This window comes from Tenacibaculum jejuense (assembly GCF_900198195.1).
GTDB lineage: Bacteria > Bacteroidota > Bacteroidia > Flavobacteriales > Flavobacteriaceae > Polaribacter > Polaribacter jejuensis.
In genome coordinates, this window is sequence record NZ_LT899436.1 from 435,985 (window position 1) to 459,340 (window position 23,356).

Sequence of the window (23,356 nt, forward strand, 5' to 3'; positions counted from 1 at the left end):
ATTATCCTACACTTCCTTCTAAAGAAATTTCTAATAATTTTTGTGCTTCTACAGCAAATTCCATCGGTAATTTGTTTAACACTTCTTTACTGAATCCATTTACAATAAGTGCAATGGCTTTTTCAGTATCGATACCACGTTGATTACAGTAGAATAATTGATCTTCACCAATCTTACTTGTAGTTGCTTCGTGCTCTATTTGAGCTGTTTTATTTTTAGCTTCAATATAAGGGAATGTGTGTGCTCCACATTCATTACCCATTAATAAAGAATCACATTGAGAAAAATTTCTTGCATTTTCTGCTCTAGAACCGATCTGAACTAAACCACGATAACTATTTTGTGATTTACCAGCAGAAATACCTTTAGAAATGATAGTTGACTTTGTATTCTTACCTAAGTGAATCATTTTTGTTCCTGTATCTGCTTGTTGGTAATTGTTAGTTACTGCAATTGAATAAAATTCCCCTACAGAGTTATTACCTTTTAGTACACAACTTGGATATTTCCATGTTACAGCAGAACCTGTTTCAACCTGAGTCCAAGAAATCTTAGCGTTTGTTTCACATAAACCTCTTTTTGTTACAAAGTTGAAAACTCCACCTTTTCCTTCAGCATCACCAGGGAACCAATTTTGAACCGTAGAGTATTTAATTTCTGCATCATCCATTGCAATTAACTCAACTACAGCTGCGTGTAATTGATTTTCATCACGTTGAGGTGCAGTACATCCTTCTAAGTAAGATACATAACTGCTTTCATCAGCAACTACTAAAGTTCTTTCAAATTGTCCTGTTCCGCCTTCATTAATTCTGAAGTACGTAGATAATTCCATCGGACAACGAACTCCTTTAGGAATATAACAGAAAGATCCATCAGAGAAAACCGCTGAGTTTAATGCAGCATAAAAGTTATCTGTCGGAGGAACTACAGAACCAATATATTTCTTTACTAATTCTGGATGCTCTTGAATAGCTTCTGAAATAGGCATGAATATGATGCCTTTTTCAGCTAAAGTTTCTTTAAAAGTAGTAGCTACAGAAACAGAATCCATAACGATATCAACGGCAACATTAGCTAAACGTTTTTGTTCTTCTAAAGAAATACCTAGTTTTTCGAAAGTAGCTAGCATTTCTGGGTCTACTTCATCTAAACTATTTAATTTTGGTTTTTGCTTAGGTGCAGAATAATATGAGATATCTTGGAATTGAGGCTTTTCGTAGTTAACATTAGCCCATTCTGGCTCTTCCATTTCTTGCCAAATTCTAAAAGCTTCTAATCTCCATTCAGTCATCCATTCAGGTTCGTTCTTCTTTTTAGAAATAGCACGAACTATGTCTTCATTAAGTCCTTTTGGAAATTTTTCACTTTCTATATCAGTATAAAAACCATATTCATATTCTTTGGTTTTTAACTCTTCTCTTAAATCGTCTTCTGTATATTTACTCATCGTCAAGTTTTCAGTTGTTGGAATGAATGTTATAGAGAGAAGCTTTCTCCACAACCACAAGTTCTATTAGCATTTGGATTGTTAAATACAAATCCTTTACCGTTTAAACCACCAGAATATTCTAAGGTAGTTCCTACTAAGTACAAGAAACTCTTTTTGTCAACAATAATTTTTACGCCATTATCTTCAAAAAGTTTATCATTTTCTTCTTGTGAATTATCAAATTTTAAATCGTAAGAAAGTCCTGAACAACCACCGCTTTTAACGCCAACACGTACAAAGTCGTTTGTAGCATCAAAACCATCTTCGGTCATTAATTGAACAACTTTCTTTTTAGCTGTGTCTGAAACTTTTATCATACTTTAAATTGATTAAGTCTAAATTGAATGCAAAGATAAATACAAAATGTCATATTATCCTATTTTTAGAATGAATATGATCTATGCAACTATAATGTTTAACTATTTTGTCGAAAAAGTTTAATAGTTATTTCTGAAAATCAGGATTATTTATGAATTCAGTATCCGAAAGTGTTAGAAGAAATGCTTTTAAGTCGGCTTTGTCTTTATCTGTTAAGCGTACTCCACCTTGAGCAACTTTTTTCATTAGTGGATCTATAGTAGGAGAGTTTTTTAAGCCTTCTGAATAATGATTAATTACTTCTTCAAGTGTGGCAAAACGTCCATCGTGCATGTATGGAGCGGTAAATGCTAAGTTTCGTAGTGATGGAGTTCTAAATTTTCCGTTATCATTAGGGTCACCAGTAATAGCACCCAAACCTAAATCTGTGAAGTTTTCATCTAATCCGTTATTGTGGAATTTATTGTTAGTCCATAGTGGATTGTTTTCGCTTCCATGACAATGGAAACAGTCTCCTCTGCTTTCTTCCATAAAAACATTAAAACCATTTTGTTCTTCAGGAGTAAGTTCAACTTCATTGTTTAGAAACTTATCAAACTTAGAATTTCCAGAAATTAAAGTTCTTTCAAACTGAGCAATAGCTTTAACCACTAAGTTTGAATCTATTTCAATATCACCGAATGTTTCTTTAAATAATAGCGGATATTCATTGTGGTTTTTAAGTTTTGTAGCTATAACTTTCCAGTCACTATTCATTTCTAAAGGATTAGTAACAGGTTCGAATGCTTGCGCTTCTAAACCAAATTCTTTACCATCCCACGCAAAACGTTCATCAAAATTCCAAGCTAAATTAAATAATGGCATAGAATTACGAGTTCCAATTTTATTATTTACTCCTTCGCTAAACCGTAAATTGTCTGTAAATGATTTTTTTGGATCATGACAAGAAGCACAAGATGTAGAGTTGTCTGAAGATAAAATAGGATCGAAAAATAATTTTTTACCTAATCGAATTCCTTCTTTAGTTGTTGGATTTGTACTTGGGATTATAGGGGCAATAAGTTTATCACTAAATAATTTAGGTGTTTTGAGTGAAACAGGAACTGGAGTATATGTTTCTTGTTCTTCATTAGTGTCTGAAGAACAAGAAATAAAAATAGATATTATAAAAACAAATATGTAATTACGAATCACTATCACTGCTTAAACTAAAAACTGTAGCGCCATTAGCATTCATTAAAATTTGCGCATCGAAATTAGGCATTAACATCTGGTTTAATGTGTTTAAATCCCAAGTATTAGGATCTTCAAACCATTGGTTAATGTCAACATTTACGTTGATGATAATATCACTATTGGTAACTTCAATATCTGTTAATTTAACAGCGATAGATGTATCTTGATATACGGGATTTGCTGGATCTATAATATTTGCAGCTTTAATAGCATGATAATTAAATCCAGAAGGTGTTGTAGTCGTAGTGCTTGAATATTTTCCATCAAACTGCATGTAATGATATCCACCTCCTAACATTGCAGGTACATTAAAGTTAGCAGAATTTAAATCTGCATATTCTCCGTCTTTGTTATCTTCATCAGTAAAACCAAATGTAAAGTCTAAACTGTAAGTTCCGTTGAGTACAGTTTTGTCGGTTTCAAAAGTTAGGTTTTGTTCCTCACCAAGATCAATAAGTAAATAATCAGATAAATTGGTTTCATTATTATTAGCGTCTACTAACTTAATATTAGACAAAACATATCTATAACGTTCAATACTAACTTTGTCTTCATTTCTAGTTTCAAACTTTTCAGTATTAAAATCAGCTTTTGTAACAACTGTGTCATCCCACTTATGAACAAAGTTTATTGTGATTTTTTTACTTTGTAAAGTGTCATCTTCATTGCTAGAACAAGAGATGAAAAGTAAAAGAGTTATTAGTGAAACTATTATTTTATTCATTATTTATTTGATTTTAACTATTAATAGGTCAGAAAAACCTTTGTTTTCTGAAATGTCTATATCGTTACTGTTACTTTCTCCTACAGCAACAATGTTTTCATTATCTAATTCAATAACATCGTGAAGTAGATCTATATTGCTTCCGCCTATAAATTTTTGCCAGATTGTATTTCCTTCAGATGATATTTTTAAAATCCAAGCATCGTTTTGCCCGTTGTTAGAAAATTGATTATCTGTACTTCTAGAATTTCCAACTAAAATGAAATTTCCGTTTTTGCTAGGTGAGATTGAAGTTCCATCGTCGAAATTTGTACCACCATAAGTTTTTTCCCAAATAATATTTCCATTAGTAGAAATTTTAATAATCCAAAGGTCTCCACCTCCGTTATTAACTGAGATATTTTTATCAGAACTTCTAGTATTTCCAACACATATAAAATTACCGTCGCTAGTTTTAGTAAGTTTAGCGGCTTTATCTATTTGTGAACCTCCAAGATTCTTTTCCCAGATCAATTTCCCTGTGCTATCAATCTTTATAATCCAGAAATCATAATCACCTTTTGGGTCAGAAATATCTGTGTCTGAGCTGTCGGAAGTTCCTAAAATGATAAAATTATTATCTTCAGTTTGAATAACGTCTAGAGCTGTGTCAGTAAAAGTTCCACCGAAAAATTTTGTCCATTCAGTGTTTCCTGAAGCATCCAATTTAATTGCCCAGAAATCTCCACCTGCATGTCTATTTATAAGTCTAGAATTTCCTTGTCCTCCAGATGACGTAACATCTAATTCCCCAACAATTAAAAAACCATTATCAGAAGTTTGAATTACAGATGTTCCAAAATCATTACCAAGAAATCCAAAAGTTTTTTTCCAGCTAATATCGCCAGAAGGAGAAAGTTTAATAAACCAAAAATCTGAGTTTCCTTCGTTTTGGCCTACATCGCCATCGTTACTTTTACTAAAACCAATTAAGGCAAATCCATTATCGTTAGTTTGTATGATAGCGTTTCCTCTATCATCTTTAGAGCCACCATATGATTTTTGCCATTGTAAATTATCGTTTGCGTCGTATTTAAGAACTAAAAAATCTGAATCATTTGTAGTTCTATTCATTACATCACCATCGGCACTGTCTACATAACCTAAGATGGCATAACCAGAGTCATTTGTCGCTACAATTGAATTTCCAATTTCATTTCTTGTTCCGCCAAAAGTCTTAGTAAAATCTAGTTCTCCTAGAAAAGTAGGAGTAGGATTAGTAATCACCCCCGAGTCATTATCACTTCCACAAGAAAGGAAAATCGTGAAAATACTTAAGATTAATATGTATCTGAATTTAATCAACCGTTACTTACCTAATAATTAGTTTTTTTCCTACTGTATTATTAATTTTTACGATATAAATACCACTGGATTGACTTGATAATGGTATGGTAAAGTTTTTAGAGTTGATGTTTTTCTTTTGAAACACTTTTTTTCCTAAAATATTAAATACTTCTATAGTTTCTATAGGAGTATTACTTGATACTATCCTAGGATCTACACGTGTAGGATTTGGTGTTATATTAAAGCTATTTGCGGTTTTCGTAACTGGATCTATAGATAGTGTTCCACTTTTTCTAACAACAAACAAACCGTTATCAATATCATTAATTATAATATTTCCGCTAGGAAAATAAGGGTAAACACTCCAAGCACCATTAGAAACATTAGAATTACTAGTTGGAAATGTGTCGAAAAAACCAACTTCAGTCATTGAGTTGGTTGAAGCACTTATGTTTGTGATGTCTAGTACTCGCATTCCAGCAGCATAACTTGCCATAAAGTATTTATTACCTTTTACATATCCATTATGGTCAATAGCATTAGTTGGACCGAAATAAGTTGAAGAAAGTCGTGGGTTGTCTAAGTCAGTTAAATCAAATACGAGCGTTCTTGTATTTAAGCCAAAATTACTTTCATCGGTTTCATCTCCTAAAATAAAATATCTTTGATCTTCCGTAAACCATCCTTGATGCGTATATCCCACCTGAGGATAATCAAGTGTAGCTAATTCTACTACGTTTGCTTTGTTTGTAACATCAAGAACTACAATTTCTGTTTCATTACTGCCAATATAAATTTCTTTACCATCGTGTTCTGTATCAGGCCCTTTGTAAGTGATTACTTGTGCATCATGAGAGTATCCAGAACCTCTATAATCTCCTAGTGAAGTTGGGTTTAAAGGATCTGATATATCTAGGAAAATAGGTCCGCCTCCGTTACTCGATCTACAGCCAACTAAATATGCTACAGCTTTATCTTCATTAATAACAATGTTATGACAACTATCTACACCAGTATACACAGTATTTGCATTGAAAAAAGTAGGAGGAAAATCTACATTTCTTAATCTAGTTAAGTCAAAAACTTGAACGCCATGAGCTCCTACATTATCAGCGACAATAAAAGCATAATTATTATACACTTTTACATCTCTCCATGAGTTTGAGCCAGCATTTGAGTTTAATCGCCCAAGTAAAATTGGATTCACTGGATCAGATATATCGATAAAAGCAGTGGTGTTAGTCATAGCGGCAATTGCATATTCTTTACCGTTAGAAGGATCTGTCCATCCCCATACATCACTACCTTCTGCTATAGATGAACCTGATAAATTTTGTGTAGAAATTACAGACATTAAATCATAGTCATTACAGGGATATGACCCAGCTAGACCACTAGTACAAGGAGTTTGTGCTAAAACATTACTACAAAATAAAAAAGACATTATTATGCCTAAAAAAAGTTTTTCTGGAAGGTTGATTTTTTTCGGAGCCATAAACAAATTTATAAAATTTGATAAGTTTATTCTAAAATTAAACAGTTAAAAATGTAAAATCCCTAACAATAATAGAAAAATAATTCATTTTAAATATAAATATCAACTGTTTCATTAACAAATCTAATAGTATCTTTGCCAATATGTTGGAAGATAAGAATAAACAAAAGACTTCATTAGCTGAATTAGGAGAGTTTGGCTTGATTGAACATTTAACTCAATATTTTAAGATTCATCATGAAACTACTACGAAAGCGATAGGTGATGATTGTGCGGTTATTTCTCAGAATGAAAAAACATTAATAACAACTGATTTTTTAGTTGAAGGTGTGCATTTTGATTTAAGTTATATGCCTTTAAAGCATTTAGGATATAAAGCTGTAATGGTTAATATATCAGATGTCTACGCAATGAATGCGTCTGCAGAACAAATTACTGTTTCAATTGCGGTGTCTAACCGTTTTCCTTTAGAAGCTTTAGAAGAGTTGTATGCAGGAATTCAATTAGCTTGCGATACTTATAAAATTGATTTAATTGGTGGGGATACAACTTCTTCTACAAAAGGAATGATAATTTCTGTAACAGCTATTGGTTCTGCTAAAGAAGAAGAAATAGCTTATCGTAATGGGGCTAAACCAACCGATCTTATTGTGTTAACAGGAGATATAGGAGGAGCGTATTTAGGTTTGCAAGTATTGGAACGAGAGAAGGAAGTGTTTAAGGTAAATCCACAAAATCAACCTGATCTTCAGGAGTATTCTTATATCATAGAAAGACAATTAAAGCCTGAGGCTAGAAAAGATATTCCTAAATTATTAAAAGAATTAGAAGTTCAACCTACTTCTATGATTGATGTTTCTGATGGATTATCGTCTGAACTAATACATATTTGTACACAAAGTAAAGTAGGATGCAATATTTATGAAGAAAAGTTACCTTTAGATCCACAAGTAATTTCTACTTGCGAAGAGTTTGATTTAGATGCTACAACTGTTGCCCTAAGTGGAGGTGAAGATTATGAACTGCTATTTACAATTCCTATTAAAGATTTTGATAAAATAAAAGGGAATCCAAACTTAACTGTAATAGGTCATATTACTGAAGAAAATGAAGGTGTAAACTTAATTACACGTGGTAATCAGTCGATTAAATTAAGGGCTCAAGGGTGGAATTCCTTCAATCAAGAAAATTAACATTTCTGGTATAAAATTTGTATATTGCTAAAACGAATTAATATTTAATAACAACAAAAAATTAAAAGAAATGGGTTTATTTTCATTCATTAAAAACGCCGGAGCCAAAGTTTTCGGAATTGGAAAAACAACTGAAGAAGAAGCTGCTGAAAAAGCAAATAAATTAGTTGGAGCTGTTAACGCATTAGAATTATCTGTTGCAGATTTAGCAGTTAGCGTTGATGATGATAAAGCAACAATTAGTGGTGAAGCTGCTGATTTAGCAACAAAAGAAAAAGTAGTATTAGTAGTTGGTAATACAGAAGGTATTGCAACTGTTGAAGATAATATGACTGTGGCTGAGGTTGAGGAAGTGGCTGAAGAAGAAATGGCACAATTCCACACAGTGGTAAGCGGTGATACTTTAGGTAAGATTGCAAAAACTTTTTATGGTGATGCTATGAAGTATCCTGTAATTTTTGAAGCTAACAAACCTATGTTACAACACCCAGATAAGATTTATCCTGGACAAGTTTTAAGAATTCCACCTTTAGTAGACTAACCAAAAGTCACATAACCAAAATAGAAAAGCATCACAATTTGTGATGCTTTTTTTATATTATAGATTCTATTTTTTTCACAATTTTATGTGGATCAATACTTCGCATAACATCTTCATAACCTTCAAAAGTTTTATTACCGTATATTGAACAAGGCAACAAAGGAAATTTATCTAAATCTGGTAAAATGCAAAAGTCTTTAGGCTGATTAAAAGGAGCAAATCCAGCATAGGGATGCGTGTTACCCCACAAGGTTATTGTTTTCACATTTTTCATTGCTGCTAAATGAGCATTTCCACTATCCATAGATAACATCACATCTAAGTTCTCGATGACATTCAGTTCGTTTTGTAGTCCACTTAGTTTTCCAGCAAGAGAAATAGTATTACTGTATTTTTTTTCAAGTTCTTCAAGGATTTTAGTGTCATTCTTTCCGCCAAATAAAAATATTTTAATGTCGTTCTGAGTGAGTTGATCAATTACTTGTTCTAATAAATCTAAAGGATATGTCTTTGAATCAAACGCAGCAAAAGGAGCAATACCAATCCAAGGTTTCGTTTTATTTCCTAGCTTAGAAATATTAACAGAGTTCAAAGGAGATGTATTTAAAATAACTTCATTTAAGTTGATAGAAAATCCTAAATCACTAAAAACATCAACATATCTCTGATGTGAGGTTTTTAATTGCTGAATAGTTTTTTTTGTCTCGGCCGTTAATAGTTTTTTCTCTTTTCTTCCTTTATCAATTTTAGAGACTTTAATAGAACTGAAAAATTGAAATAAAGTTCGAACTACTTTAGAGCGTAAAACGTTATGTAAATCTGCAAAATGTGTTGGTTGTAATTTTTTCAATTCTTTGTACAATCGAATTAAACCAAGAAAACCTTTGTGTTTAGAAGTGACTTCTGCAGTGAAAAAATTTACATTTTCAATATCTTCAAATAGAGGAGCTAAAAACTTTTTTGAAACTACTGTAACTTCTTTATTAGGATGTTGCTGAACTAATGCTTTTACAACAGGAACAGTCATCGCTACATCTCCCATTGCAGATAATCTGAAAACAATAATATGTTCTTTTTTCTTCAAGAAATGAGAATTAAATTAAGAATCAAAAGTACGCATAAAAAAATCCACTCACTGAGTGGATTAATATTTTAAGACTTTTATGAATACTGAAAATTAACAGAATTCGTCATAAGCTTGTGCTAAATTTTGTGCAATCATTTGAGCAGAACGACCTTCAATATGATGTCTTTCTAACATATGAACTAATTTACCATCCTTAAATAAAGCAATAGCTGGAGAAGAAGGAGGAAAAGGAATCATATATTCACGTGCTTTAGCTGTAGATTCTTTTTCTACACCTGCAAAAACAGTCGTTAAATTTGTAGGAGATTTATCTGCTCCTAAAGAAGCTATTGCTCCTGGTCTTGCAGTTCCTGCTGCACAACCACATACAGAATTAACCATTACTAATGTCGTTCCTTCTTTTGCTAACGCAGTATCTACGTCATCTGCAGTATATAATGCCGTAAAACCAGCATCGATTAACTGATCACGCATAGGTTTTACTAATTCTTCTGGATACATAATTATTTATTTTTAGAGGTACAAAGATACTTATAATCTCATTATATTTGAAATTCAAAAGAATAGTGATGGGAAATTTTACAAAATGGCTAGGCGCTGGGCTTGGATTTACTTTAGGTGGTCCAATTGGAGCAATAATTGGATTTGCTGTAGGAAGTATGTTAGATGGGGTTGGAATAAAGGATTTCACAAGTGAACAAGAAGATTACAAAAGAGCAACTGGGAGAAAAGAAAGACCAAAAGTTAAGCAAACTACAGCAGGAGATTTCGAAATTAGTTTGTTGATTTTAGCATCAATTGTTATAAAAGCTGATGGAAAAATTGATAAGACAGAATTAGATTATGTGCGTTTACATTTCATCAATCTATATGGTAAGCAAAGAGCAAACAACGCTTTTAAACTATTCAATGGAATTATAAAAAAAGATGTATCTACAAGACAAGTGTGTATTCAAATTCGTGAACACATGTCGCATTCTTCAAGATTACAATTAATTCATTTTCTTTTCGGAATCGCAAAAGCTGATGGAAATGTAACTGCATCTGAAGAAGACGCAATACACAAAATATCAGGTTATTTATACATTAATGAAGCCGACTACAACTCGATAAAAGCAATGTTCTACAATGAAGTAGATAGTGCCTATAAAATTCTTGAAATTAGTAAAGATGCAACTGATGATGAGGTGAAGAAAGCATACAGGAAAATGGCAAAGAAATATCATCCAGACCGTTTACAGGATGTCGGTGATGAGCATAAAAAAGGAGCGAAAGAAAAATTCCAAAGTATTCAAAATGCTTACGAGAGTATCAAGAATGAAAGAAATATGTCATAAATAGCCTTGAAAAAGATCAACTAGATACAGATTTTTAGGCAATTTTAAAGAAAAACTAGTAATATGAAAAAAACGTTCCATTCTTGGAGCGTTTTTCTTTTGTTAAAGATTGGAATTACAATAAAATATGTAATTTCGCAAATTCAATATATAGAACGAAAAAATGAGTAAGAATTTTACTGAATACAAAGGATTAAACCTACCTAAAGTAGCAGAAGAAATCTTAAACTATTGGGAGGAAAATAACATCTTTGAGAAAAGTGTTACAACTCGTGAAGGAAATGAACCATTCGTGTTTTTCGAAGGTCCACCTTCAGCAAATGGATTACCTGGAATTCACCACGTAATGGCACGTTCTATTAAAGATATTTTTTGTCGTTATAAAACGCAAAAAGGATATCAAGTGAAGCGTAAAGCAGGTTGGGATACACATGGTTTACCGGTTGAACTTGGAGTAGAAAAAGAGTTAGGTATTACTAAAGAAGATATCGGAAGTAAAATTACAGTTGAAGAATACAACGAAGCTTGTAAAAAAGCTGTAATGCGTTATACTGATATTTGGAATGATCTTACTCATAAAATGGGATATTGGGTTGATATGGAAGATCCATATATCACCTATAAATCTAAATATATGGAATCTGTTTGGTGGTTGCTAAAACAGATGTATAATAAAGATTTAATTTATAAAGGATATACAATCCAACCGTATTCGCCAAAAGCAGGTACAGGACTAAGTTCACATGAATTAAATCAACCAGGTTGTTATCGTGATGTGACTGATACGACTGTAGTTGCGCAGTTCAAAGCAGTTGAAGAAACATTACCAGATTTCTTACAGAATGAAGGAACAATTTATTTCTTAGCTTGGACGACAACTCCATGGACATTGCCAAGTAATACAGCTTTAACAGTTGGACCAAAGATTGATTATGTTTTAGTAGAAACATATAATCAATATACGTTTGAACCTATAAATGTTGTATTGGCTAAAAACCTAGTGTCAAAACAATTTGCAGGTAAAAAGTTTAATAAAGTTGAAGCGAAATCAGATCTAATAGCGTATAAAGAAGGAGACAAACAAATTCCTTTTTATGTTGTTAAAGAGTTTAAAGGAGCTGATTTAATCAATATCAAATATGAGCAATTAATCGATTATGTATTGCCATATGAAAATGCAGAAAATGCATTCCGTGTTATTGGAGGAGATTTTGTAACTACGGAAGATGGAACAGGAATTGTTCATACTGCACCAACATTTGGAGCAGATGATGCTTTCGTAGCAAAACAAGCAGTGCCAGAAATTCCACCATTATTAGTTTTAGATGAAAATGGAAACGCGGTTCCTTTAGTAGATTTACAAGGTCGTTTTAGACCAGAATTGAAGGAGTTTGGAGGCAAATATGTGAAGAATGAATATTATACTGAAGATGCTCCTGAGAAATCTATCGATGTTGAAATTGCTATCAAACTAAAAACAGAAAATAAAGCCTTTAAGGTTGAAAAATATGTGCACAGTTATCCGCATTGTTGGAGAACTGATAAGCCAGTTTTATATTATCCATTAGATTCTTGGTTCATTAAAGTAACTGATAAAAAGGATCGTATGTTCGATTTAAATGAAACGATTAATTGGAAACCAAAATCAACTGGTGAAGGTCGTTTCGGAAATTGGTTAAAGAATGCAAACGATTGGAATTTATCACGTTCTCGTTTCTGGGGAATTCCATTACCAATATGGAGAACTGAAGATGGAACAGAACAAATTTGTATTGGTTCTTTAGAAGAATTAAAATCAGAAATAGCAAAAGCTGTTGAAGCTGGAGTTATGGATTCAGATATTTTTGCTGAGTTTGAAGTTGGTAACATGTCTGAAGAAAACTATGATAAAGTTGACTTACATAAAAATGTAGTTGATAAAATCATATTAGTTTCTGCTTCAGGAAAACCAATGCAACGTGAAAGTGATTTAATTGATGTTTGGTTCGATTCTGGTTCAATGCCTTATGCACAATGGCACTATCCATTTGAAAACAAAGAATTAATTGATAATAAAGAGAGTTATCCAGCAAACTTTATCGCAGAAGGAGTAGATCAAACTCGTGGATGGTTCTACACATTACATGCAATTGGAACCATGGTGTTCGATTCTGTAGCGTATAAAAATGTAGTTTCTAACGGATTGGTTTTAGATAAAAACGGACAAAAAATGTCGAAGCGTTTAGGAAACGCTGTCGATCCGTTTACAACATTAGCAGATCATGGACCAGATGCAACGCGTTGGTATATGATTTCAAATGCAAATCCTTGGGATAACTTAAAGTTTGATATCGCTGGAATTGAAGAGGTAAAACGTAAGTTCTTTGGAACATTATACAACACATATTCATTCTTTAGTTTATATGCTAATATCGATGGATTTACTTATGCAGAGGCTGAAATTCCTTTAGCTGAGCGTCCAGAAATCGATCGTTGGATCCTTTCTGAATTGAATACTTTAGTTGCTAAAGTAGATAAATTCTATGCAGAATATGAGCCAACAAGAGCAACAAGAGCAGTTTCAGATTTTGTTCAAGATCACTTGAGTAACTGGTACGTTCGTTTATGTAGAAGACGTTTTTGGAAAGGAGAATACGCTCAAGATAAAATTTCTGCTTACCAGACATTATATACTTGTATGGAAACTGTAGCCAAGTTAGGAGCACCGGTTGCACCATTCTTTATGGATCGTTTATATAAAGATTTAAATGCGGCAACAGGTAAAGAATCTTTCGAAAGTGTTCATTTAGCAGAGTTTCCAAAATTCAATGAAGCTTTAGTCGATAAATCGCTAGAGCGCAAAATGGAAAACGCACAAACAATTTCATCTTTAGTACTTTCTTTAAGAGCTAAAGAGAAAATAAAAGTTCGTCAACCATTACAAAGAATCATGATTCCTATTTTAGATGATACTCAAAAAGAGGAAATCTTAGCTGTTTCAGATTTAATAAAATCGGAAGTAAATGTAAAAGAAATAGAGCTTTTAGACGACGCTTCAGGTATATTGGTAAAACAAATCAAACCAAATTTTAAAGCCTTAGGTCCAAAATTTGGAAAAGACATGAAATCTGTTGCTTCTGAAATTCAGTCTTTTACGCAGGGACATATTGCTCAGCTTGAAAAAGAAGGTCAAATTTCTATTGAAATTAGCGGAAAAATGATTACATTAGAAACGGCTGATGTAGAAATTTCATCAAAAGACATAGAAGGTTGGCTAGTGGCAAATGCTGGTGGTTTAACAGTTGCGTTAGATGTTACGATTACAGATGAATTACGAAAAGAAGGAATTGCAAGAGAGCTTGTAAATAGAATTCAAAACGCACGTAAAGATTCAGGTTTTGAAGTAACTGATAAAATCAATTTAACGTTTCTAAATTTAGAAGAATTACAACAATCTGTGTTAGCTAATGAAAGCTACATAAAAACAGAAACACTTACGAATGAGTTAGTTTTTGTTGATGCTATAGAAAATGGTACAGATATCGAGTTTGATACCATTAAAAGTAAGATGTTAATCGAAAAAGCATAGTAGTATGGCAGAAGATGTAAAAGTAAGGTATTCAGATAGTGACTTACAAGAATTCAAAGAAATCATTCAAGACAAAATACAGCAAGCCGAAGAGGATTTAGAATTACTAAAATCTTCATATGAAAATGGTGCTGGTAATGGAACCGATGATACTTCACCGACGTTTAAGTCGTTTGAAGAAGGAACAGAGACTATGGCTAAAGAGCGAAATATGCAGTTAGCTATTCGACAAGAAAAGTTTATTCGTGATTTAAAAAATGCAATTATCCGTATTGAGAATAAAACATACGGTGTTTGTAGAGTTACAGGTAAACTCATTCAAAAAGAAAGATTGAAATTAGTTCCTCACGCCACACTAAGTATTGAGGCGAAAAGAAAACAATAAATAAGAGCTTCCTAAAAGGAAGCTTTTTTTATGGTTAAAAACTATCTTTTTTAAAGTAAATATTTCTATCAACCAATCATAATCTTCACAATTTATCACAAAAAGCGTTAAATATTCTTGAGAATTCGTAACAGATTGCAATTTTTGTAAACTAATAAAAACCATTAAAAAAATAAATACGGATGAACAGAAACACATTAACTGCTGTTGCTGTAGGATTATTGTTAGTAGGATGTAGTTCTACTAAATCATTAAAGAAAGATGATTCTGCAGTTAATAACCCAATAGTCTCTAATATAGACTTAACAAACGTAAAGGAAGATAAAGTACCTGTAGTTATAAATCCAGGTCGATTTACTACCGATAAAGTTACTTATAGATTACCAAGAGTTGTACAAGGAACATATTCCGTAAGTAACTTTGGTAAATATATAGACGATTTTAAAGCGCTTGATTACTCAGGTGAGCTGTTACCAGTTACTAAAGTAGATGAAAATACTTGGGAGATCACAAATGCGACTACATTAGATAAAATAACGTATGCTGTTAACGATACTTTCGATCAGGAAAAAGTAGGAGGGATAGGTGAAGAGGTCCCGTTTTCACCATCAGGAACTAATATTGAAGATACTAACTATGTGTTAAACTTACATGGATTTATTGGGTATTTTGATACGTTAAAAAAGAATCAATACAAGTTAGATGTAATTGCTCCTTCAAAATTTAAAAGAACTTCTGCATTACAAGAAATAGGAGTAAAAGCTAGCGAAGATGGTTCAGTAGTAACTACTAGTTTCTTAGCACCACGTTATTTCGATATTACTGATAATCCTATGTTTTATGGAGAATTAGATGTTGAAGAATTTAATGTGGGGAATATTAAAATTGTATTAAGTGTATATTCTCCAACTAAAAAACATTCTGCTAAAAAAATAAAAGCAGTAATGGAGAAAATGATGCAAGCTCAAAAATCATACTTAGGAAGTATTAATAGTACACCTAGATATGATATTTATTTATACTTAGCCGGACAAAATGATGATGCACCAAAAGGTTTTGGAGCTTTAGAGCATCATACATCTACTGTCGTTGTATTGCCTGAGTTTATGGATGATACTCGATTAGCTGAATCTATGATAGATGTTGTTTCTCATGAGTTTTTTCATATTGTAACTCCATTAAGTGTACACTCTGAAGATGTACATTATTTTGATTATAATCAGCCAACATTTTCTAAGCATTTATGGATGTATGAAGGTGTAACCGAATACTTCGCAACACATTTTCAAGTCAATAAAGGTTTAGTGCAAGAAGATGAGTTCTTTACAAAGATCATGGATAAAATTAATAGTGCTTCTCTTATGAATGATACGATGAGTTTTACTAAAATGAGTGAAAATATTTTAGAAAAAGAATACCATGATCAATATATAAATGTATATCAAAAAGGTGCTTTAATAGGAATGTGTATTGATATTTTAATGCGAGAAGAGAGTAATGGAGAAAGAGGAATCTTATCATTAATGAAAGAATTATCTAACAAATACGGGAAACACCAACCGTTTGAGGATGATAAATTAATAGCTGAAATTACAGCAATGACATACCCTTCTGTTGGAGAATTTTTAAATACTCATGTAGTTGGAGGAATTCCTATAGATTATAATGCTTTCTTTGAAAAAGTTGGAGTAGGTATAGCAGAACGTAAAATTAAAACAGATTATGTAAGAAATGGAGGAGCATTTATTTTACGTGGAGATCAAATTACAGGAAATATTATCTTTACAGAAGCTGTTAAAGCTAATAGTTTTTGGGCTGAGAATGGAGCTTTACCAGGAGATGCAATTAAAGTAATTAATGGTACGGCTTTAACAAGAGAGAACGCAAGACAAGTAATAGGAGGATTGTTTACTTGGCAGCCTGGAGCAGATGTAGAAGTGAAGCTAGAAAGAGCAGGAAAAGAGATCGTAATTAAAACTAAATTAACTCAATCTTACACGATGGGTAAAAGTTTAGCAGCCAAATCAGATGCTACACAAAAACAGAAAGATTTATTACAAGCATGGCTAAAAGGATAAACTTTTAGTTTGGTAAAATATAAAGCATCAAAAAAATGAGACTAAGAAATTAGTCTCATTTTTTATTAAAGTGAACTATAGTTAATAGTTAAGTGACTAAGATGTTTTTAATTGATAATTACGGATGCTATACACAATTGTACCAAGCATAAGAATACAAATTGTTAATTTAACTGGAAAAAAGTTATTTTGACTTAAGGCTCCGAAATAATCTGTAAAGGGAATTTTATTGATATTAGTATACGTAATCATAAAAAATACAACTTCAAATAATTTCTTCCCTTTTGTTATTATTCCAAAGGCTGCTGCTAAGAAAACTATAAAAATCCCTCCTAAAATTATAGAGCTTAATGCTATAAAATTAGCGGCTAAAATTAATCTTACCAATAAAGGAAGAGCTAAGGATAGAAGTAATAGGATACTAGCCAAAAGTTGAGAAATTAATAATCTTTGTAACGGTTTAAAAGAAGCAAAAGCAAAATAATGGACTTTGTTTGTAAATTCTTTTGTAGTTAATCCTGAGATTCTACTTACTTGGAAAAACCAAAGAATTGGCAATACAAACTGATGTGCAATTTCTAAAGGAACTAATGCCAAGAGTAACATTCCTATACCATTTATAAACCACAACCATTTTTTTCCTTTCCTAATCAGTAACAATAATTCGGTTTTAAGTAATGGAAGAATAGAGAAATTCGTAGTTAGTTTGGATAATCCTGAGATATGAATTTCCTTATTTGTTATTTCTGTTTTAATCGCAATTTTTGGTGTTTTTTGAACAGAAGATTCCCTAAGTGAAAACCTATGAAAGAAACTTGTTGTTAGAAAAACAAGTAATGCTGCTAAAGCAATCCAAAATATTCTGCTAATTACAAATGAGTATGGAAATTCCATTCCATTAAAATGAAATTTTTTCGCAGCATTTTTATTCCCAATTACATATCCTATAGATAATTCTTTTATCCGATCTCCTTGTGTTAGTTCTCTAACCTGATTTTCCATTTTATTCATTACAATTTGAGTACCCAACATATCAGATATAAAATGATCTTCATGAGTTCTTGATGATAACATTAAGAAAGAGAATAAGAAGAAAAAACCAATATTTTGAAGTATGGTATACTTTCTAAAAAAAACTTCAAAAACAACGGCTAATACGGCAATTAAAAATAATGCTGGAATAGTAATTAAAAAATAAGGTTTAATGAACTGAAAAATTTCAAAAGGAAAGTTTTCATTGTACAAATGAAATAAAGCGACACTCATCATAAGCACTATTCCAAGAATAGTCAATAATATTAAAAATCCACTTATAACTTTTGAAAATAAATACGTGGCATTGGTCACTTTTGTAGTAGCAATAATTTGCCCGACCTTAGTTTGTATGTCGGTTTTAATTCCACCATTAATCAAATAAAAACCAACTAAAGATAAGAACAAACTACTCATAATGGCTGTAACATATCCAAACCAAGCAGAATTATAATCTCCAACATAATCGGCAATTCTTATCGTTGAATAATTAGCATCTGGTGCTGGTACAAATGTATATGCAACTGCTAAACTTGCACAAAGTGTAATTAAGAAATTATAATTTCGAACGCGTTGTAAATAGCTATATTTTATTAAAGGAAAAATATTCATAGTGATAAGATTTAATGTGCATTATATACTCCAAAGTGAATAGTGTCTGAAGAAAAAATTAAAGCTGTTAATAGGGAAATCGCAATGATTAAAAAAAGTATGATTTGTAAGGTTTTCTTGTTCGATGTTTTCATGATTAAGATGTTTTAGTGGTGTATAAATATGCGTCTTCTAATGTTGGTTGTTGTGCTAAAGCTCCATTTGGTTTTTGTGAACTAATAAATCTAACGATAGTTGATTTTCCTTTTAGTAAAGAATGAACTACTAAATGATTTTGCTTAAACTCGTGTAACGTGTTTTTATCAATTTTAGTTTCAAAAACTTTCCCTTTTACCTTATCAATCAATTCTTCTTGATCTCCGTAGGCGAGTAAATTTCCATTTTTCATTATAGCTACTTTATCAGCTACAGTATCTATATCTGAAACAATATGTGAAGACAATATCACAATGGCATCATTAGCTAGTTGATGAATAAGATCTCTGAATCTCATGCGCTCTTCTGGATCTAAACCAACAGTAGGTTCGTCAAAAATCAACACTTTTGGGTCGTTTAATAGAGCTTGAGCAATTCCTACACGTTGTTTCATACCACCAGAATAACTTCCAATAGGTTTATGAGCAGCATCCGTTAAGTTCAAACCTTCTAAAAGTTGTGTTATTTTAGAGTTTAATTGTTTTCCGCCAACACCTTTCATGGCTGCTATATATTTTAAAAATTCAAAAGCGTTTAAGTTAGGATACACTCCAAAATCCTGAGGTAAAAAGCCAATTTGTTTACGCATGTAATTAGGATCTTTTACAACGTTGTTTTTGTTTAAAATAATTTGGCCGTCACTTGGTTTGCTTACAGTAGCAATCATTTTTAGTAAAGTAGATTTACCAGCTCCATTTGGTCCTAACAATCCTAATATTCCTTTGTCAATACCAATTGAAAAGTCTTTTAATCCGTATTTGGTTGCACTGTATTTTTTAGATACGTTTTGTATATCGAGTCTCATAGTTATTTATTTTAATTGTGTTGAATTATCTTTTAGATTTTTGAAGGAAATATTGTTATCCATATTTTTTATTTTTTTATCTAATGTTACGGTTGAAGTCACTGCTTTTTGAATAGTAGAATTATGTTGGTCTTCTTGCTTTGTTACCGAATTATAGATAACACTCATTGCATACAAAAACATTGTAAAGAATATTTTAAATAGTTGCATAATGAATTGATTTTTAGAATTAACACTTCAAAAGTCAGTTAAAATCTCAGGTTTTAAAAAGAAGAATGATGAACGTATTGGTAAAAATGATTTTATGGAATTTGAACGATTATCATTGTAATGAGTACATTCAGATAGAAAAGAATATCTTTCATCATTAAAAAGTGTCCTTTTTATAGGTAATAATTAAGTTTGTAGTAACTATGTTAAATATATGGGAATGTCTAAATTAGATACTTTGATAGATAATAAACTAATACAAAACATCTTTGTATGGTTTATTCTGTTTATCATTTTAATCGGTGGAATTCAATCAGAAAATAGAATTCAAACAGCTCTTTATGCAATTCTATTTTTACTACCTGCTATTTACATTACTAACTATTTTGTTCTTCCATATTTCCAAAAAAGGAAAACTATATTTTTCATACTTTTTATTTTAAGTGGAACGCTTTTTACTTTATTACCGGTTTATGTTATTAGTAAATCCATAAATCAACCGTTAGATGTAAAGATGTTTTTAAATCTGTTTGGTTTCATTTTATTAGCAATGATTTTTGGTATGACTATTCGTATTGCAAGAGATAGTTTTAAACGCAGACAAGAGGTAAAGGAAGCTGAATTGAAATTATTAAAAGGACAACTGAATCCTCATTTTCTATTTAATACATTGAATAATTTATATGGTTTATCTGTGGTTAAATCGGATAAACTACCAAATCTGATGTTGAAATTATCGGATTTATTACGCTATAGTTTGTATGAAACAAAAGAATCTTTTGTTTCTTTAAAAAAGGAAATGAGTTATTTGGAAAATTATATTTCTCTCGAAAAATTGAGGTTGGAAGAGCAAGCAGATATTTCATTTTCAATTTCTGGAATACTAAACGATAAGAAATTAGCACCAATGTTGTTAATTGTGTTTGTTGAGAATGCATTTAAACATTTAGCGCCTACGGAAGGAGAAAAAAGCACTGTGAATATTGATATTCATATTTCCGAAAATGAATTAGTATTCAAGTGTGAAAATTCTTTTGATATACATAGTGATAAAGGAGAGAACCTAGAAAAAGGAAAAAGTGGAATTGGATTAGTCAATGTCAAAAAAAGACTAGATTTAATTTATCCTGAAGCACATAGTTTAAAAATTGGAAAAACCAATGGTATTTTTTCCGTTGATTTAAAACTTTCGATATAATATGGAAAAGATTAGATGTTTAATTGCAGACGACGAGCCAATTGCACGTCAAATAATAGAGAATTATATTAAAGATATTCTGTATTTAGAGTTAGTAACTACCTGTAAGAATGCTTTTGAAGTTATGGAAGTATTACAAAAGGAGCAAATAGATTTACTATTCTTAGATATTAACATGCCTAAGTTCTCTGGAATAAGCTTATTGAAATCATTAGCTAAAAAACCTGAGGTTATTATCACAACAGCTTATCCGGAATATGCTATAGAAGGTTTTGAACTCGCCGTAACGGATTACTTATTAAAACCATTTTCATTAGAACGATTTTTACAAGCAATAGTTAAAGTTCAACAGAAACTCAAAACAATTCCGATTGGTAATTCACAGCCAATAATCGTAAATAAAGAAAACGAAGCTAATTCTTTATTCGTTAAAAGTGATAAGAAAATCATCAAGTTAAATTTTGACGAAATTTACTATGTAGAGGCTTATGGTAACTATATAAAAATTTATACAGGTACCATGATTTTGACACCTCAAACGTTAACTGAGTTTCTTACAAAACTTCCAAATAACTTTTTAAGAATACATAAATCTTTTGTTATTAACTTTAACCACTTAAAACTTATAGATGGCAATCAAGTTCGATTAGGTAACGATAAAATAGTGCCAGTTGGAAAATCGTATCGTAAAGAATTAATCAAACTAATAGAATAAAATAATAAAAGAAAGGTCAATATCACTTTCATGATAAAGACCCTTCTCATTTGGTTAGTAAGACTAAGTTCAATTAGTCCAGAAATTTGGCTGATAATTCTGGAGTTGGTACATAACAAGATTCCCTTTTACCGAACCACTTATATCTGTTCTTAGCAATAAAATCATAAACAATGTCTCTTATAAATCTTGGCAGAATAAAAAAGATACTTAAAAGAGATATAGGAAATTTTAAGCGATATGCTATTTTTAATGCTGCTGTAGATTTATAAAATAAATTTTCTTCAGGAGTAAACAGTAAGATAGAATCAATTTTACTAGTCTCAATATTAAAATTGTCGATAATTTTTTCAGCGGTTTTTCCTTGAAGAGAGGTAAAGACAAACTGATTTTTTTTATCATATTTTAAAATAAATTGTACACTAGAATTACACAAATTACATACTCCATCAAAAAGAATTAGATATTTATATTTAGGGATATTCATTTTGATTGTTATCGATTATAAGGTCTTTCATTAATCCAATGGAAACCTCTATTGGTTAAAAGATAATTTTTTCTATAGTCTTTAGTTTTATTGAATTTAACATGTATTGAGTCAGATTTTAAAGAGCCTCTTATGATAAAATTCGTAGTATCTATTTCTTTGTATTTAAGATTATAAACTTCAGTAGAATCTCTGTAACCAGTTAATTTTAATTTATTTTTTTCTTCGTTTAAATCAATTCCGTACCAGCTAGTTTTGTCATCACCTTTTTTAATGCGCATCCATTGTTTAGATTCAATAAGCATGTCTTTCCACTTTGTGATTTCATATCTAGTAACTTCAGATGCAGAGTAAACAGAATCATTTACTTTAAATTCTTTTACTTCATAATAACCTTTTAAAGGACTTTCTTCATTACTTCCCATTCTGCTGTATAAAGCGTAAGGAATAGCTAAAAAAATGATAATAATCTTAATAACAACGAATGTTTTATTCATCCAGCTTTTTAATCTAGGCTTTTCAATATGTTTAATCTCAACAGGTTTTTTCAAAAAGAAAAATTCATATAAATCTTTAACATTGTAAGCAAGTAAAAATAGAGCTATAAGTAATAAATGAGACGAGACTATTTTAACAGGTACATCATAAAAGAAGTTAATAGCAACTACATTTGCCAACGTAGCTACAGTAATAATTAATCCGAAGGTTAATGTTCTTCTAAAAAGTAGCAGTACAGCTGCTACTTCAGCAAACCCCATAAATAAATTATAACCTTTAGAAAAGCCCAAGAAAGTCCAAGCTAATCCCATTGGAGATGATTCTCCATATGTTTGATTTAATCGATTGTAAGATGGGTACGGAAATTGCGTTTTTATAATTTTTGCCATCCCATAACTAATTAAGATTAGCGCTAAGTAAAATCTTAAGGAAACAGTTAGCCAATAATATAGCTTTTTGTAGTTAGTTCTCTTTCTATCTAATAAAGACCAAATAATTGTTGACAGTATAGAAAATAAGAAAACAGTAAAAATTAAAATATAGTTATATGTTGTGTCACTACTACCTGTAAATACTGATTTTATTTCATAATTAATATTAAAAATATTTTCACCAAACCAAGGAATTATTTTAGATAAAAAGAAAGTAAAAATGTTACTGAAGTCATGCATAAACAGAAGAAATAACACGAAATAGGTAAAGAAAAAACGAAATAAGATTTTTTTAGTTTTAGACCACTGTGTTATTACTAAAGAAGTACTTTCCATAGGTTGGTTGATAGATAAATATTCGGTGAATTCAAATCTATTTTTATTGAAGGAAAA

At 31.1% G+C, this 23,356-nt stretch carries 22 protein-coding genes; 8 read left to right on the forward strand and 14 right to left on the reverse strand.

Features of this window, described 5'->3' with window-relative positions:
* Position 1: 1 nt before the first annotated feature.
* The 6 genes from sufB to AQ1685_RS02130 all read right to left on the reverse strand — a co-directional run bounded on the left by sufB (position 2) and on the right by AQ1685_RS02130 (position 6,540).
* Positions 2–1,450 carry a Fe-S cluster assembly protein SufB gene (gene sufB, locus AQ1685_RS02105; protein WP_095069088.1) on the reverse strand — a complete coding sequence of 483 codons (1,449 nt, stop codon included), beginning with the start codon at positions 1,448–1,450 and terminating at the stop codon, positions 2–4.
* 29 nt (positions 1,451–1,479) lie between these two features.
* On the reverse strand, positions 1,480–1,809 hold the full coding sequence (locus tag AQ1685_RS02110) for a HesB/IscA family protein (RefSeq protein ID WP_095069089.1): 330 nt from the start codon (positions 1,807–1,809) through the stop codon (positions 1,480–1,482).
* A gap of 127 nt (positions 1,810–1,936) precedes the next feature.
* Positions 1,937–3,004: a cytochrome-c peroxidase gene (locus AQ1685_RS02115; protein ID WP_231970235.1), complete on the reverse strand. Its 1,068-nt coding sequence runs from the start codon at positions 3,002–3,004 to the stop codon at positions 1,937–1,939.
* Positions 2,994–3,770, reverse strand: a complete 777-nt coding sequence (locus tag AQ1685_RS02120; protein WP_095069090.1) for an MbnP family protein — start codon at positions 3,768–3,770, stop codon at positions 2,994–2,996. Before AQ1685_RS02120 ends, AQ1685_RS02115 begins: the two co-directional genes overlap by 11 nt.
* Positions 3,771–3,773: 3 nt before the next feature.
* Positions 3,774–5,114: a hypothetical protein gene (locus tag AQ1685_RS02125; RefSeq protein ID WP_173862339.1), complete on the reverse strand. Its 1,341-nt coding sequence runs from the start codon at positions 5,112–5,114 to the stop codon at positions 3,774–3,776.
* 7 nt (positions 5,115–5,121) lie between these two features.
* The gene (locus AQ1685_RS02130; protein ID WP_095074980.1) at positions 5,122–6,540 is read right to left on the reverse strand and encodes a choice-of-anchor B family protein; all 1,419 of its coding nucleotides are present in this window, start codon (positions 6,538–6,540) and stop codon (positions 5,122–5,124) included.
* A gap of 194 nt (positions 6,541–6,734) precedes the next feature.
* On the opposite strand from AQ1685_RS02130, the gene thiL reads away from it, so the two are divergent.
* A complete protein-coding gene (gene thiL, locus AQ1685_RS02135) occupies positions 6,735–7,784 on the forward strand; it encodes a thiamine-phosphate kinase (protein ID WP_095069091.1) in 1,050 nt (349 codons plus the stop codon).
* 70 nt (positions 7,785–7,854) lie between these two features.
* On the forward strand, positions 7,855–8,325 hold the full coding sequence (lysM, locus tag AQ1685_RS02140; protein ID WP_095069092.1) for a peptidoglycan-binding protein LysM: 471 nt from the start codon (positions 7,855–7,857) through the stop codon (positions 8,323–8,325).
* A 52-nt stretch (positions 8,326–8,377) separates the two neighbouring features.
* Here lysM and AQ1685_RS02145 read toward each other — a convergent pair whose 3' ends face one another.
* Positions 8,378–9,409, reverse strand: coding sequence for a glycosyltransferase family 9 protein (locus tag AQ1685_RS02145; protein ID WP_231970236.1), 1,032 nt, complete (start codon positions 9,407–9,409; stop codon positions 8,378–8,380).
* Positions 9,410–9,502: 93 nt separating this feature from the next.
* The gene (locus AQ1685_RS02150) at positions 9,503–9,913 is read right to left on the reverse strand and encodes a BrxA/BrxB family bacilliredoxin (RefSeq protein ID WP_095069093.1); all 411 of its coding nucleotides are present in this window, start codon (positions 9,911–9,913) and stop codon (positions 9,503–9,505) included.
* A 68-nt stretch (positions 9,914–9,981) separates the two neighbouring features.
* Between AQ1685_RS02150 and AQ1685_RS02155 the strand changes: the two genes are divergently transcribed.
* The 4 genes from AQ1685_RS02155 (at position 9,982) to AQ1685_RS02170 (ending at position 16,780) form a co-directional block, all read left to right on the forward strand.
* Positions 9,982–10,749 carry a TerB family tellurite resistance protein gene (locus AQ1685_RS02155; RefSeq protein WP_095069094.1) on the forward strand — a complete coding sequence of 256 codons (768 nt, stop codon included), beginning with the start codon at positions 9,982–9,984 and terminating at the stop codon, positions 10,747–10,749.
* Between the two features lie 163 nt (positions 10,750–10,912).
* Entirely contained in the window at positions 10,913–14,317 is a 3,405-nt protein-coding gene (gene ileS, locus AQ1685_RS02160; RefSeq protein WP_095069095.1) for an isoleucine--tRNA ligase, read from the forward strand.
* Positions 14,318–14,321: 4 nt separating this feature from the next.
* The gene (locus AQ1685_RS02165; protein ID WP_095069096.1) at positions 14,322–14,702 is read left to right on the forward strand and encodes a TraR/DksA family transcriptional regulator; all 381 of its coding nucleotides are present in this window, start codon (positions 14,322–14,324) and stop codon (positions 14,700–14,702) included.
* Between the two features lie 182 nt (positions 14,703–14,884).
* Positions 14,885–16,780, forward strand: a complete 1,896-nt coding sequence (locus AQ1685_RS02170; RefSeq protein WP_095069097.1) for a M61 family metallopeptidase — start codon at positions 14,885–14,887, stop codon at positions 16,778–16,780.
* A 96-nt stretch (positions 16,781–16,876) separates the two neighbouring features.
* Here AQ1685_RS02170 and AQ1685_RS02175 read toward each other — a convergent pair whose 3' ends face one another.
* Genes AQ1685_RS02175 through AQ1685_RS02185 form a run of 4 tightly spaced genes read right to left on the reverse strand, consistent with a single transcriptional unit; the run spans position 16,877 to position 19,634 of the window.
* Entirely contained in the window at positions 16,877–18,424 is a 1,548-nt protein-coding gene (locus AQ1685_RS02175; RefSeq protein WP_095069098.1) for an ABC transporter permease, read from the reverse strand.
* An 11-nt stretch (positions 18,425–18,435) separates the two neighbouring features.
* On the reverse strand, positions 18,436–18,558 hold the full coding sequence (locus AQ1685_RS20570; RefSeq protein ID WP_262509590.1) for a hypothetical protein: 123 nt from the start codon (positions 18,556–18,558) through the stop codon (positions 18,436–18,438).
* Between the two features lie 2 nt (positions 18,559–18,560).
* Positions 18,561–19,424 (reverse strand): ABC transporter ATP-binding protein, encoded by an 864-nt coding sequence (locus AQ1685_RS02180; protein ID WP_095069099.1) that lies wholly within the window; start codon positions 19,422–19,424, stop codon positions 18,561–18,563.
* Between the two features lie 6 nt (positions 19,425–19,430).
* Positions 19,431–19,634, reverse strand: a complete 204-nt coding sequence (locus tag AQ1685_RS02185) for a hypothetical protein (RefSeq protein WP_095069100.1) — start codon at positions 19,632–19,634, stop codon at positions 19,431–19,433.
* 220 nt (positions 19,635–19,854) lie between these two features.
* Between AQ1685_RS02185 and AQ1685_RS02190 the strand changes: the two genes are divergently transcribed.
* Positions 19,855–20,832: a sensor histidine kinase gene (locus AQ1685_RS02190; protein WP_095074982.1), complete on the forward strand. Its 978-nt coding sequence runs from the start codon at positions 19,855–19,857 to the stop codon at positions 20,830–20,832.
* Between the two features lies 1 nt (position 20,833).
* Positions 20,834–21,547 (forward strand): LytR/AlgR family response regulator transcription factor, encoded by a 714-nt coding sequence (locus AQ1685_RS02195; protein ID WP_095069101.1) that lies wholly within the window; start codon positions 20,834–20,836, stop codon positions 21,545–21,547.
* Between the two features lie 73 nt (positions 21,548–21,620).
* Here AQ1685_RS02195 and AQ1685_RS02200 read toward each other — a convergent pair whose 3' ends face one another.
* Together AQ1685_RS02200 and AQ1685_RS02205 are read right to left on the reverse strand one after the other, a co-directional pair.
* On the reverse strand, positions 21,621–22,034 hold the full coding sequence (locus tag AQ1685_RS02200; RefSeq protein WP_095069102.1) for a thiol-disulfide oxidoreductase DCC family protein: 414 nt from the start codon (positions 22,032–22,034) through the stop codon (positions 21,621–21,623).
* A gap of 8 nt (positions 22,035–22,042) precedes the next feature.
* The gene (locus tag AQ1685_RS02205) at positions 22,043–23,299 is read right to left on the reverse strand and encodes a hypothetical protein (protein ID WP_095069103.1); all 1,257 of its coding nucleotides are present in this window, start codon (positions 23,297–23,299) and stop codon (positions 22,043–22,045) included.
* Positions 23,300–23,356: the final 57 nt, after the last annotated feature.